Origin of the sequence: Halomonas korlensis, from assembly GCF_900116705.1 — a bacterium.
In the GTDB taxonomy this organism is placed as follows: Bacteria; Pseudomonadota; Gammaproteobacteria; order Pseudomonadales; family Halomonadaceae; genus Halomonas; species Halomonas korlensis.
Genome location: NZ_FPBP01000001.1, coordinates 108,544 through 121,275 on the forward strand (window position 1 = coordinate 108,544; position 12,732 = coordinate 121,275).

The following is a 12,732-nucleotide window of genomic DNA, read 5'->3' on the forward strand; positions in this document are numbered from 1 at the left end:
AACTTCTAACGGCTATTCGCTGGCGGTTTCGGCCTTGGCCTTGGGACGCAGGCGAATGTTGAGTTCGCGTAGCTGGTCGTTGCTGACCTCACCCGGCGCATCGGTCATCAGGCAGGCAGCGCTCTGCGTCTTCGGGAAGGCGATTACCTCGCGAATGGTGCGCGCCCCTGCCATCAGCATCACCAGGCGGTCGAGGCCGAAAGCGAGACCGCCATGGGGTGGGGCGCCGTACTGCAGCGCATCGAGCAGGAAGCCGAACTTCTCTTGCGCTTCTTGCTCGCCGATACCGAGAATCTGGAACACCGTGTTCTGCATCGCCTGGTCGTGGATACGAATCGACCCGCCACCCAGCTCAGTGCCGTTGAGCACCATGTCATAGGCCCGCGAGAGTGCCGAGGCCGGGTCTTCCTTCAGCGCTTCCGGACTGCACGCAGGCGACGTGAACGGATGGTGTAGCGGGCTGAGACGGCCATTGTCGTCGCTCTCGAACATCGGAAAGTCGACTACCCAAAGCGGCGCCCAGGCCTGGGTATAAAGCGCGAGGTCTTCGCCCAGCTTGACGCGCAGCGCGCCGATCGCCTCGTTGACGATGCGCGCCTTGTCAGCGCCGAAGAAGATGATGTCGCCGTCCTCGGCGCCGACGCGATCCAGCAGCTCCTCGACCACGTTCTCCATGAACTTGACGATCGGCGATTGAAGCCCCTCGAGGCCCTTGGCACGCTCGTTGACCTTGATCCAGGCCAGGCCCTTGGCGCCGTAGATGCCCACGAACTTGGTGTAGGCATCGATCTCCTTGCGCGAGAGCTTGCCACCGCCGGGTACCCGCAGCGCCGCGACCCGGCCATCCTTGGCACTGGCCGGACCGGAGAAGACCTTGAAATCCACCTGGGTCATCAGGTCGTCGATGTCGGTGAGTTCCAACGGGATACGCAGGTCGGGCTTGTCTGAGCCGTATCGATGCATGGCCTCGTGCCAGGTCATCCGCGGGAAGTCAGACAATTCCACCGCTAGAACCTCCTGGAACAGCTGACGAATCATCGCCTCGGTGATGCCCATGATATCGTCCTCCTCCACGAAGGACGCCTCGATGTCGATCTGGGTGAATTCCGGCTGACGGTCGGCGCGCAGGTCCTCGTCGCGGAAACACTTGGCGATCTGATAATAGCGGTCGAAGCCGGCCACCATCAGCAGTTGCTTGAACAGCTGCGGCGACTGCGGCAGCGCGAAGAAGCTGCCGGCATGCGTGCGGCTGGGGACCAGATAATCGCGAGCGCCCTCGGGGGTGGCCCGCGTCAAGATCGGCGTCTCGATGTCCAGGAAGCCCTGGCCTTCCAGGAAGGCCCGCACGCTATGCGAGATTCGCGAGCGCAGGCGCAGCTTTTCGATCATTTCCGGGCGGCGCAGGTCGATGTAACGATGCTTGAGGCGAACCTCCTCGCCGACCTTGCCGTGTTCGTCGAGCTGGAAAGGCGGCGTGGCGGCGGTGTTGAGGACTTCCACTTCCTTGGCCAGCACCTCGATCATGCCGGTGGGCATGTTGGGGTTCTGGGTGCCTTCGGGGCGCAGACGAATCCGGCCGACGATACGCAGGACATACTCGCCACGGGCGCGGTCGGCATTGGCGAACGCCTCGGCGGTATCGGGGTCAACCACGACCTGAGCGATGCCGTCGCGATCGCGCATGTCGAGGAAGATGACGCCCCCGTGGTCACGGCGGCGATGTACCCAACCGCACAGCGTGACCGTCTGGTCCACCTGGGTCTCGTTCAGCTGGCCGCAATAATGGCTGCGCATGTCGTATCCTGTTCCGTTGCGTTGTCAAAAATGTGTTGCCCGAGGCTCGAGCCTAGAGGCGGCCCTCAGGCCGCCGTTTCATCCTTCTTCTTCGCCGGCTTGTCGCTTGCCTGAGGCTTGTCGCTCGAGCTCGAAGACTCGCTGGAGGAATCCCCGGCCAGATTCTTCTTGCTGCCGGACTTGAAATCGGTCTCGTACCAGCCGCTGCCGGCGAGCCGGAAGCCCGCGGCGGAGATCAGCCGTGTCAATTCGGGGGTTTCGCAGGCCGGACAGTTGGTCAGCAGGGGGGCACTGATCTTCTGCAGCTTTTCCAGACGATGGCCGCAGGCCTTGCACTCGTATTCGTAGATGGGCATGGTTTGAATCACTCCGTAAACGACATTACCCAGGAAAGGCGACGCCAGGCGATGATGGGCGTCTCGCCTGACGAATATGTGGCCGGCCCACGAATATTCCAAGCCTGCCCAAAGCCGGACATTATAGCGTGATCACCACCACTGCGGGCAAGGCATGCGCCTTCTGTCCGCTTCATGGAACCGCCCAAAGGACAGCTCATGAAAGCCGTGATTCTCGACGCCGACAGCCTTGGCCATGATATCGACCTCACCCCGATCCGCGACTGTGTCGATACCCTCGAGGTCCATCCGCTCAGCACCACCGAGCAGAGCGCCGAGCGCCTCGCCGGCGCGCGGGTCGCCATCGTCAACAAGGTAGTGCTCGACGCCGCGACTCTGGAGGCGCTACCCGAGCTGCGTCTGATCTGCGTGCTGGCGACCGGTACCAACAATATCGACATGACGACCGCCGAGCGGCTCGGCATCGAGGTGCGCAACGTCAGTGCCTACGGGACCGCCAGCGTCGCCCAGCATACCCTGATGCTGATCCTGGCGCTGGCCAATCGCCTGCCTCTCTACCAGCAGGACGTGCACGATGGACGCTGGAATCAAAGCCCGATCTTCTGCTTGATGGATCACCGCACCCTGCAGCTCGAGGGCAAACATCTGGTAGTCGTCGGCCAGGGTGAGCTGGGCTCGAAGGTCGCTCAACTGGGTGAGGCGTTCGGCATGCGCGTCAGCTTCGCGGCCCGGCCAGGCAACGAGGCCAACGACAGTCGCCGTGGGTTCCATGAGCTGGCACCCGAAGCCGATGTCATCAGCCTTCACTGCCCGCTCACCGACGCGACGCGTCACCTGGTCAACGCCGAGGTACTCAAGATGCTCAAGCCCGACGCTCTGCTGATCAATTGCGCTCGCGGCGGCATCATCGACGAGCAGGCCGCGCTCGACGCCCTGCGTGACGGCCGCCTGGGTGGACTCGCTGTCGACGTGCTGCCCAAGGAGCCACCACGCGAGGGTCATCCGCTGCTCGATGCCCTTACCGAGCCCCTCAACCTGATCGTCACCCCCCATAACGCCTGGATCACGCCCGAGGCCCGTCAGCGCATCGTCTCGTTGACCGTGGATAACCTGCGTACCTGGCAAGCCAGCTGATCCAGGACCATCGCCATGCTCTATAACCTTGGCTCGATCAACCTTGACCATTTCTATCGCGTCCCCCATTTCGTCACACCCGGCGAAACACTGGCCAGCCAGGACTACCGTATCGGCCTGGGCGGCAAGGGTGCCAACCAGTCGCTGGCCCTGGCGCGCGCCGGCGCTGCGGTCTCGCACTGGGGGCGCATCGGCCGCCAGGACGGCTGGGCACGCGATTTCCTCGCCGAGGCCGGTATCGACGTCTCGCGTGTTGAATTAGTCGATGAACCCAGCGGTCATGCGATCATTCAGGTCGACGACCAGGGTGAAAATGCCATCCTGCTCTTTGCCGGCGCCAATCATGGTTTTCTGTCGTCCGACCTGGATACTGCGATCAGCAGCACCCAACCGGGCGACTGGCTGCTGGTACAGAACGAATGCAACGCCCTGCCCCACCTGATGAACCAGGCGGGTGCGCATGGTTTGAACATTGCTTTCAACCCCGCACCGATGAGCGACGAGGTACTGGCGTTGCCGCTGCAGCGATGCCGCCTGCTGTTCGTCAACCGCGGCGAGGCAGCACGCCTGGTCGAACGGCCGGAAACCACCGCCGCAGAGGCACTGCTCGACGCCCTAGTGAGCAGGCTTCCCGACACCGAGACGGTATTGACGCTGGGTCACGCGGGCGCCTGGCATCAACAAGGCAGCGAGCGGCATTACCAACCTGCCCTGCCGGTCACGGCGGTCGACACTACTGCCGCCGGTGATACCTTCATCGGCTATTATCTGGCCGCAGTACAGAACGGTTCCAGCGTGGCGGATTGCCTGCAGCATGCCACCGTCGCCGCAGGGCTGAGCGTTCAGCACCATGGCGCGGCCGACAGTATTCCCTTTCGCGACCAGGTCGAAGAGGCCCTGCAAGGCGCCTCGCCGTCGCGTTGAGTCGCATTCCAGGCTGAGCCCGCCCAACGCTTGAGAAACGATTATCCAGAGGAGACATCCCGTGCCCCATCCGATCATCTTCGATACCGACCCAGGCGTGGACGACGCCCAGGCCATCGCCATTGCCTTGCGTCACCCCGAGATCGAACTCCTGGGCATGACGACCACCTATGGCAATGTCGACGTGGCCACCGCCACGCGCAACGCCCTGCTACTCGCCGAACTGGCCGGCCAGGCAGTGCCCGTCGCCCAAGGCGCGGCCGGGCCCTTGGTCAAGCCTCGCCACCCTGCCCCGGCGCATATTCACGGCGCCAACGGCCTGGGTGACATCGAGCTGCCCACGGTGAAGGGCAAGGCAGACCCGCGTAGCGCAGCGCAATTTATCGTCGATACGGTGAATGCGCGCCCCGGTGACGTGACCCTGGTAACCGTAGGTCCGGTGGGTAACCTGGCTGCGGCCTTGCAGCTCGATCCGGGCCTCATCGAGAAGGTCAGGCAGGTCGTGGTCATGGGAGGGTCGATCAGGGAAGGCGGCAACGTCACGCCTGTTGCCGAGGCCAACATGTTCAACGACCCGGATGCCGCCGCGCGGGTGCTGACGGCCGGCTGGCCCTTGACCCTGGTGGGGCTCGACGTCACCCATCGCTGCGTACTGACCCAATCTCACATGGATCGTATCGAAGCCGGCCAGGGGCGACCCTTGGGCAGGGTGCTGGCGGAAAGCTACGCCTTCTATCGCAACTTTTACCGTGAGTTCCTGGGCATCGACGGCTGCTGCCCTCACGACAGCTGCGCCCTCGCCTGGCTGCTGCGTCCCGACTTGTTCACTACCGCTCGCGGGCACCTGGGCGTGGCGACCTCCGGTATCGCCGAGGGTCAGACCGTCTTCGCGCCTGAAGGTCGCGGTTTTATCGAGACGCGCTGGTCGGGCACCCCGCTGGTGGACGTCTGCCTCGGTGTCGATGGCGACGCCGTCAGCGAGTGGATCGCCGACACCCTGACCTGAGAGCGTAAACAAGATGTCCTGCGCATTTATCGCGTGCTGAAGGTGTCCGGGGCGTGGATATCGATTACCTCGAATTCCACATGGGTGACCCGGGCGCTTGAGGGGCCTTTCCAGAGCCATTCGCTGAGCTTCTTGACCGCCTCACGATCACCGCACAGCAGCACCTCGACGCGTCCATCGGGCAGGTTCTTCGCGTAGCCAGTCACGTTGTGCCGCAGTGCCTGCTCCTGGGTCGCCCCCCGGAACCAGACGCCCTGAACCTTGCCGGTCACCATGGCTTTTACACAGCATGTCTGCATGGCTTGTCTCCCTCGTTTTTCAAACGTCCTTTTACTGGCTCACAAGCCCTCGACCAGCTCGCGACGTACCAACACCGCCGTATTGCGTGGCACGATATGCCGCCCGCGACGCAGCATCAGGCACTTGGTGAAAGCCGCCCCGAACAGCAGAATCAAGGATGAGTAATAGACCCACAGCAGGATCATCACCACCGAACCTGCCGCGCCGTAGGTAGACGCCGTGGCGGTATAGGCCAGGTAAATGGCGATTCCCCAGCGGCCGACGGTGAACAACAGGGCAGTAACCACCGCCCCCACCAGCACGTCCTGCCAGCTCAGCACCACATCCGGCAACACCTTGAAGATAGTCGCAAAGAGTGCCGAGATGACTGCCAGAGAGATCAGCAACTCGGCAGTCGTCGTCAGGATTCCCACGAAAGGCAGCAGGTCGTCGGCCGTCTGCAACATGGCGCGCAGCACGACCCCAAAGACCAGTGACACCATCAGGATGAAGCCGATCGACAGCACTACCGTCAGGGAAAGCATGCGGTTCTTGAGAAAGATCAATAGGCTATTGCTGCTGGGCCGCGCGGTAACCCCCCAGATCGTGTTTAACGAAAACTGCATCTGCGCGAAGACGGTGGTGGCACCGACCATCAGGGCCCCGACACCCAGCAGCGTCGGCAGCAAGCCGGATTCTTCGATGCGCGACTGGGCGACGGCGTCCTCGACCGCCTGGGCAGCGTCGGCGCCGATAGTGCTCTGCAGCTGAGCGACGATCTGTCCATGAGCCGCCTCCTCGCCCATCACCACGCCAATCACGGTCACGGCAATGATCATGGTCGGTGCCAATGAGAACAAGGTATAGAACGCCAGTGAGCCGGCATAGCTGAATGCATTGCGTTCCAGCCAGAGTTTGGTGGCGTCTTGAACAACCCGCCACCAGAAGACAACGATCGATTTGATCACGGTGATGCCCTGCCATGCGTGTGTCATCGGTCAAGAATACGTGAATAAACACCCTCTCGCCGTGAGGGGATCATCATTGCACCCCATGGCGGGGGTAACGATAATGGTCGCCGCCCCTCTTCAGCCAGGACTGCCCATGAGTCTTCGACCGGACGAAGATGTTCGCGACTCCGATTTCGACTGCCTGGTATTCATCGGCCGTTTCCAGCCTCCCCACCTGGGGCACCTCGCGGTGATCCACGAAGCGCTCAAGCACGCACGCCAGGTGATCGTTCTGGTCGGTTCCGCCTGGCAGGCCCGCTCGCTGCGAAACCCCTGGCGCTATGAAGAGCGCCAACGCATGCTGCGCAGCGCTTTCGACGTCGAAGACAACGATCGACTCGAGATCGTCCCGCTGCTCGACGCGCTCTATAACAATGATGTCTGGGTACGCGACGTGCAGCGCAAGGTGCGCGACATCGCGAGCCCTGATCGGGCTCGCTTGCCGCGCATCGGCCTGATCGGTGCCAGCCGCGGACAGTCGAGCTATTATCTGTCGCTGTTTCCCCAATGGGAGTCGGTCAGCGTACCGCTGGTCGAGAGCATTTCGGCCAGCCACATCCGCGAGCGCTTGTTCCGTTCCGTGGCGTCTGCCGAGGACTATCTGAGCACCAACGCCAACCACGACCTTCCTCCGGGGGTAGTCGGCGGGATCCAGGGTTTTCTCGAGAAAGAACCCTACCAGCAGCTGGTCGAAGAGCAGCGCTTGCTTGATCAGTACCACGCCGCCTGGGCTCAGGCGCCCTACCCACCGATCTTCGTTACCGTCAGTGCCGTCGTCGTACAGTCGGGGCATGTACTGCTGGTTCGACGCACTGCGGCCCCCGGCAAGGGGCTCTTCGCCCTGCCGGGGGGCTTCATCAATCCCCATGAGCGATTGCTCGATGGGTGCCTGCGGGAGCTTCGTGAACGGGTCCGCCTCAAGGTGCCGGAACCGGTTCTCAAGGGTTCACTGCGCGCCCAGCGGCTATTCGACGAGCCCCATCGCAGCTGGCGGGGGCGCACCCTGGCCGAGGCCTTCTACTTCGCGCTGCGCCCCGAGCAACAGCTACCTCAGCTGAAACCGGTCAAGGGCGGCGATCATGCCCGCTGGGTGGCGTTGGCCGATCTGGAACCGGAAGGCCTGTTCGAAGATCACTTCTTCATTATCCAGAACTTTCTGGGGCTGCCCGCCGATTACGCCGGAGGATGAGCGTTTCAAGACTCAGGCATGGAGAAAATCTCGTGGCAGCTTCATCATCTGGCGCCATAGGGTTTCCACGCCGGGTTTGTGTACCAGCGAACAGCGATAGAGGCGAATCTCCAGCGGCACGTCCCATTTCTGATTGCCCGCCCGAACCAGGCGGCCACTCGCCAGTTCCTCGCGGATGCAGAAGTCGGGAATCCACGCCATGCCGACGCCCTGCATCACCATGCCCTTGAGCCCTTCGGCCATGGCGGTCTCGTAAACGGTACGCAGGCGCATGCGTAGCGGGTCATTCTTGAGCAACATACGCACGCTACGGCCGAGGAAGGCCCCTTGGGTATAGGAAAGATACGGGATCGATTCCTGGCCTGCCAGGGGAAAGCGCGGCTTGCCCGCCGCATCAGGCAGCGAGACCGGCAGCATATTGACCTTGCCGATCGAGAAGGAGGGGAATACTTCGGCGTCCAGTTGCATGCTGGCATAAGGGTCGTAGTAGGCGAGCATCAGGTCGCAATTGCCCTCGCGCAACACATGGATGGCCTCGCCAACGTTCATGGCCACCAGCCGCGTGGGCAGTTCACCCACGCCCTGCTGGAGTCGTGAGATCCATTGCGGGAAGAAGCTCAGTGCCAACGAATGTGCGGCGACGATATCCATGGCCTCGTTAGCCATGGAGAGCCCGCGCAGGTGACCAAGCGACTCGGTAAGCTGCTCGACGAGATTACGCGCTGTCACCAGAAATAGCTGACCTTCTGGTGTAATACCTACCGGCGTGGTGGAACGATCGATCAGAGTGACACCGATGGCGTGTTCCAGTGACCGAATCCGACGACTGAAGGCCGGCTGGGTGACGTGGCGCTGACGCGCGGCGGCAGAAAAGCTTCGGGTATTGGCCAGAGTAACGAAGTCTTCCAACCATTTGGTCTCGAGGTTCACCGGGGCTCCCGATCGCTGGTGCATTACGGGCAACATCCTGTTGCCCATGGCGAGGCGCTAATGTATCACTGGATCGGTGATAGCAGGTAGGCGGCGCGGGATACCAACTTGCGCCACAATGGACGCGAGGTCAGTTCCTGCAGCGTGATGAGCCGGCAGCTGGCAAAATCGCGATCGAGCATCGCTCGCACCTCGGCAGCGAAACGCTTGTTCGGCACCACGGCGGTGATCTCGAAATTGAGCCGGAACGAGCGATTGTCGAGATTCACGGTGCCGACACTGGCGGCAACATCGTCGATGAGCATCACCTTCTGGTGCAGGAATCCCGGCTGGTAGCGATAGACCTTGACCCCGGCCCGCAGCATGTCAGGCAAGAAGGAAAATGCCGACAGGAAGACCAGCAGATGATCCGGACGCTCGGGGATCATGATCCTTACATCGACGCCACGCATGGCAGCCAGGCGCAGCGCGTCCTGCACCCCCTGGTCGGGCACGAAGTAGGGGCTGGTCACCCAGAACATCTTGTTGGCGCTGTGGATCGCATGCTGTACCAGCAGGCTGGCGGTTTCCTGCCGGTCCGCGGGGCCGGAGGGAACGATGACCACGTTCTGGTTTTCCTCGCAGGTAATCCGTGGGGTCCAGGCAAGGTTGATCACCTCGCCCGTGGCCCAATGCCAGTCTTCCCAGAAGGCCTCCTGCAGCCCCAGGACGCTGGGGCCCGTCAGCTTGAGATGGGTATCACGCCAGAGGCCATGTCGCTGATGCTGGCCCAGGTACTCCACTCCAACATTAAAACCGCCCAGCCAGCCTTCGCAGCCGTCGATCACCATTACCTTGCGATGATTGCGAAAGTTGAGCTGAAAGCGGTGTCGGAATCCCCGCGACGAACGAAAGGCACTGACCTCGATGCCGGCCTCGGCAAGATCGCGAAGATAGCCGTCTCCCAGGTTATGGCTGCCGATCTCGTCATAGAGAAAATATACTCGCACACTACGCTCGGCGGCTCTCACCAGGCGCTGTTTCAGTTCGATACCGAGTGCATCGTGGCGCACGATGAAGAACTGGATCAACAGGTAATCCTCGGCTCTATCGATGCCATCGAAGAGGCTGTCGAACGTCGCCTCGCCATCGATCAGCAGTTCGACTCGATTACCGCCGGTCATGGGCATCATCGCCAGCTGTTCGACGGCACGGATATCGGCTTCCTGCGACTTTGTGATAAACGGCTCGACCCGCTCACGGTAATGCGCCAAAACCCGACGCAACACACTGTCGCGCTCTCCACGCGCCAATACGTAGCCGTAGAAGCGCGGCCGACCGAAGATCCAGTAGGCGGGAACCGCTAAGTAGGGGAAGGTAACCAGGGAAATGATCCAGGCGATGGCGCCCTGTGAGGTGCGGCTGGACATCAGGGCCAATACCGCCGAGACGATACCCAGCAGATAGGTCAGAAAGATGGCCCAGCCGATCAACCAGGAAGTCATGTGCGCATCCCGTTACATGCAATGGCGGCAGAACACTGCCCGAAAAAACAACTAACTACAGCATACCCTTAAGGACGACGGCCCCACCAGAAGGCGGGGCCGCGAATTAACGATCTCTCGCGTCAGGCGCGCTCGGCGATGATTTCCTTCCACTTGGCAGGTCCGGTCTGGTGGATCGAGGTGCCTTGGCTGTCGACCGCAACCGTCACCGGCATATCCTCCACCTCGAACTCATAGATGGCCTCCATACCCAGGTCTTCGAAGCCCACCACTCGTGCCTTCTTGATGGCTTGAGCAACCAGGTAGGCAGAACCGCCCACGGCCATCAGGTAGATAGCCCGGTTATCGCGGATCGCCTCGATCGCCGCCTCACCCCTTTCGGCCTTGCCCACCATGCCCAGCAGGCCCGTTTCTTCCAGCATGGTGCGAGTGAACTTGTCCATGCGTGTCGCGGTAGTAGGACCGGCCGGGCCGACGACTTCGTCGCGTACGGGATCCACGGGACCCACGTAATAGATGAAGCGGCCCTTCATGTCGACGGGCAGACTCTCTCCCTTCGCCAGCATGTCGACCATACGCTTGTGCGCGGCGTCGCGACCCGTGAGCAGCTTGCCGTTGAGCAGCAGAGTGTCGCCAGGCTGCCAGGTTTGCACCTCCTCCGAAGTGATGGTGTCGAGGTTAACGCGCTTGACATTGTCACCCGCCTCGCGAGTGATTTCTGGCCAGTCTTCGAGGCTAGGGGCCGGCAAGGCCGCCGGTCCCGAGCCATCCAGCGTGAAGTGTGCATGGCGGGTGGCGGCACAGTTGGGGATGATCGCCACTGGCTTATTGGCGGCATGGGTCGGGAAATCCTTGACCTTGATATCGAGCACCGTGGTCAGGCCGCCCAGGCCTTGGGCGCCGATACCGCTCTTGTTGACCCTGTCGAAAAGCTCGAGGCGTAGCTCCTCGGCACGGCTTGCCGGACCACGAGCCTGAAGTTCCTGAATATCGATCGGATCGAGGAGTGCTTCCTTGGCAATCTGCATGGCCTTCTCGGCGGTGCCGCCGATACCGATACCCAGCATGCCGGGCGGACACCAGCCAGCGCCCATCTTCGGCAGCTGCTCCATCACCCAGTCGGCCACGTTGTCCGAGGGATTGAGCATCGCAAACTTCGACTTTGCCTCGCTGCCGCCGCCCTTGGCGGCCACGTGAACCTCGACGGTATCGCCAGGCACCAGCTTGTGGTGAATGACCGCCGGGGTATTGTCGCCAGTGTTCTTGCGGGCGCCATCCGGGTCGGCCAGTACCGAGGCGCGCAACACGTTGTCCGGCAGCTGGTAGGCGCGGCGCACGCCCTCATTGATCATATCGTCGAGGCTCATGTCGGTTTCGAAACGCACGTTCATGCCGACGTGTACGAAGACGGTGACGATGCCGGTGTCCTGGCAGATGGGGCGATGCCCCAAGGCGCACATCCGTGAGTTGATCAGGATCTGGGCGATGGCGTCCTTGGCCGCAGGATTTTCTTCACGTTCGTAGGCCGCTGCCATGGCCTCGATAAAATCCTTGGGATGGTAGTACGAAATGTACTGTAGTGAGTCGGCGACGCTCTGGATCAGATCGTCTTGGTGGATTACGGTCATTGGCAAGCATCTCCTCGGGTGTTGTCGTCATGCCCGTGTCGAGGCGATCAAGGGTCGCAGCGGTGGGTTTGAACGGCGGACATTATACCTCACCCTCTATTCTGCTGACATTTCGCTTATCTTAACCAAAATGTTAAAAATAAAGATAACGGTATAATATTTATTCAGCGATCAATCCCTGGCTGGCAGCGAGGACAGAAGTATAGCCGTCGGGAGGTCACCATCACCCGTTCGATAGTCGTGGCGCAGGCGTGGCACGGCAGGCCTTCACGCTCGAACGTGGCAAAGCGCCAGCGTCGCCAACTGGCTCCCCTGGCACGCTCGGCGACGGCCCAGTCGGCACGATTGGTTACCCCCGCCTGTTCGTAAGCCTGGCGCGTCACCGATAGAATGCATGTCGCCAGGCGCGACAGGGCGCCCTCCTCCAACTCACCCGGCCGGCTCGCGAAGTGAAGTCCGGCGAAGAACAGGATCTCGGTGCGCAGGTAGTTGCCGATGCCAGCGAACAGCGACTGGTCAAGCAGCAGCCCGCCGAGACATCGCCGCTGGAAGCGCGGCTCGAGAAGCGTCGCCTTGACCTGCTCCAGCGTCACGCCATGGGTCAGCAGGTCCGGACCGAGACGCGACAGGAATGGGTGGTCGCCGAGCCGCTCCCCGGCCCATAGCGAGACGTCCGAGGCGCTGTAGAGGCTGGCCGCCCTGCCCTGCGCCACTAGTCGGACACGCAGCGAACGGCGGGTATCCGGCTCGCAGTCGGCAGCGTGAAACTTCCAAACACCGTACAGCTGGTTATGGGAATAGAGCACCCGGCCGTCGTCGAAGCGGATCAGCAACGCCTTGCCCCAGCTGTCTACGGCGATGACCTCGCGCCCGATCAGCGAGGCGGCCTGCCCGGCCAGGTGGGGAAAGACGAACCAGGCATCGTCGAGACGCCGATCGGCGATCTGGTGATGCACGCGGTCCGCGGTACGACGGATCTCCGGACCTTCTGGCATGCG

General features: G+C 62.2%; 12 protein-coding genes. 4 read left to right on the forward strand and 8 right to left on the reverse strand.

The genetic code is table 11. The annotated features are described in order from the left end of the window. Positions 1-12 precede the first annotated feature (12 nt). Both aspS and BM341_RS00535 read right to left on the reverse strand, forming a co-directional pair. Entirely contained in the window at positions 13-1,794 is a 1,782-nt protein-coding gene (gene aspS / locus BM341_RS00530) for an aspartate--tRNA ligase (RefSeq protein ID WP_089791850.1), read from the reverse strand. Between the two features lie 65 nt (positions 1,795-1,859). Continuing rightward, a complete protein-coding gene (locus BM341_RS00535) occupies positions 1,860-2,150 on the reverse strand; it encodes an FmdB family zinc ribbon protein (protein WP_089791852.1) in 291 nt (96 codons plus the stop codon). 198 nt (positions 2,151-2,348) lie between these two features. On the opposite strand from BM341_RS00535, the gene BM341_RS00540 reads away from it, so the two are divergent. The 3 genes from BM341_RS00540 to BM341_RS00550 all read left to right on the forward strand — a co-directional run bounded on the left by BM341_RS00540 (position 2,349) and on the right by BM341_RS00550 (position 5,214). Continuing rightward, positions 2,349-3,284, forward strand: coding sequence for a D-2-hydroxyacid dehydrogenase (locus BM341_RS00540; RefSeq protein ID WP_089791854.1), 936 nt, complete (start codon positions 2,349-2,351; stop codon positions 3,282-3,284). Between the two features lie 15 nt (positions 3,285-3,299). Beyond that, positions 3,300-4,208: a ribokinase gene (locus BM341_RS00545; protein ID WP_089791856.1), complete on the forward strand. Its 909-nt coding sequence runs from the start codon at positions 3,300-3,302 to the stop codon at positions 4,206-4,208. A gap of 61 nt (positions 4,209-4,269) precedes the next feature. Continuing rightward, positions 4,270-5,214, forward strand: coding sequence for a nucleoside hydrolase (locus BM341_RS00550; protein ID WP_089791858.1), 945 nt, complete (start codon positions 4,270-4,272; stop codon positions 5,212-5,214). 26 nt (positions 5,215-5,240) lie between these two features. On the opposite strand, the gene yccX is transcribed toward BM341_RS00550, so the two are convergent. Both yccX and BM341_RS00560 read right to left on the reverse strand, forming a co-directional pair. Continuing rightward, positions 5,241-5,513, reverse strand: a complete 273-nt coding sequence (yccX, locus tag BM341_RS00555; RefSeq protein WP_089791860.1) for an acylphosphatase — start codon at positions 5,511-5,513, stop codon at positions 5,241-5,243. 39 nt (positions 5,514-5,552) lie between these two features. Next, positions 5,553-6,488, reverse strand: a complete 936-nt coding sequence (locus BM341_RS00560) for a YihY/virulence factor BrkB family protein (protein ID WP_089791861.1) — start codon at positions 6,486-6,488, stop codon at positions 5,553-5,555. A 109-nt stretch (positions 6,489-6,597) separates the two neighbouring features. On the opposite strand from BM341_RS00560, the gene BM341_RS00565 reads away from it, so the two are divergent. Next, the gene (locus tag BM341_RS00565; protein WP_089791863.1) at positions 6,598-7,692 is read left to right on the forward strand and encodes a bifunctional nicotinamide-nucleotide adenylyltransferase/Nudix hydroxylase; all 1,095 of its coding nucleotides are present in this window, start codon (positions 6,598-6,600) and stop codon (positions 7,690-7,692) included. Between the two features lie 12 nt (positions 7,693-7,704). Here the strand turns inward: BM341_RS00565 and BM341_RS00570 are convergent, their stop codons facing one another. The 4 genes from BM341_RS00570 to nei all read right to left on the reverse strand — a co-directional run bounded on the left by BM341_RS00570 (position 7,705) and on the right by nei (position 12,729). Next, positions 7,705-8,622, reverse strand: coding sequence for a LysR substrate-binding domain-containing protein (locus tag BM341_RS00570; RefSeq protein ID WP_089792652.1), 918 nt, complete (start codon positions 8,620-8,622; stop codon positions 7,705-7,707). A gap of 65 nt (positions 8,623-8,687) precedes the next feature. Continuing rightward, positions 8,688-10,106: a cardiolipin synthase gene (cls, locus tag BM341_RS00575; protein ID WP_089791865.1), complete on the reverse strand. Its 1,419-nt coding sequence runs from the start codon at positions 10,104-10,106 to the stop codon at positions 8,688-8,690. A gap of 122 nt (positions 10,107-10,228) precedes the next feature. Then, on the reverse strand, positions 10,229-11,734 hold the full coding sequence (locus BM341_RS00580; RefSeq protein ID WP_089791867.1) for a fumarate hydratase: 1,506 nt from the start codon (positions 11,732-11,734) through the stop codon (positions 10,229-10,231). 164 nt (positions 11,735-11,898) lie between these two features. Continuing rightward, positions 11,899-12,729, reverse strand: a complete 831-nt coding sequence (gene nei, locus BM341_RS00585) for an endonuclease VIII (RefSeq protein ID WP_089792654.1) — start codon at positions 12,727-12,729, stop codon at positions 11,899-11,901. Positions 12,730-12,732 lie beyond the last annotated feature (3 nt).

Coding starts and splice junctions, on each gene's coding strand:
- BM341_RS00540 (WP_089791854.1), top strand. CDS start 2,349: ATGAAAGCCGTGATTCTCGACGCCGACAGCCTTGGCCATGATATCGAC.
- BM341_RS00545 (WP_089791856.1), top strand. CDS start 3,300: ATGCTCTATAACCTTGGCTCGATCAACCTTGACCATTTCTATCGCGTC.
- nei (WP_089792654.1), bottom strand. CDS start 12,729: ATGCCAGAAGGTCCGGAGATCCGTCGTACCGCGGACCGCGTGCATCAC.
- aspS (WP_089791850.1), bottom strand. CDS start 1,794: ATGCGCAGCCATTATTGCGGCCAGCTGAACGAGACCCAGGTGGACCAG.
- cls (WP_089791865.1), bottom strand. CDS start 10,106: ATGACTTCCTGGTTGATCGGCTGGGCCATCTTTCTGACCTATCTGCTG.
- BM341_RS00565 (WP_089791863.1), top strand. CDS start 6,598: ATGAGTCTTCGACCGGACGAAGATGTTCGCGACTCCGATTTCGACTGC.
- BM341_RS00560 (WP_089791861.1), bottom strand. CDS start 6,488: ATGACACACGCATGGCAGGGCATCACCGTGATCAAATCGATCGTTGTC.
- BM341_RS00535 (WP_089791852.1), bottom strand. CDS start 2,150: ATGCCCATCTACGAATACGAGTGCAAGGCCTGCGGCCATCGTCTGGAA.
- BM341_RS00580 (WP_089791867.1), bottom strand. CDS start 11,734: ATGACCGTAATCCACCAAGACGATCTGATCCAGAGCGTCGCCGACTCA.
- yccX (WP_089791860.1), bottom strand. CDS start 5,513: ATGCAGACATGCTGTGTAAAAGCCATGGTGACCGGCAAGGTTCAGGGC.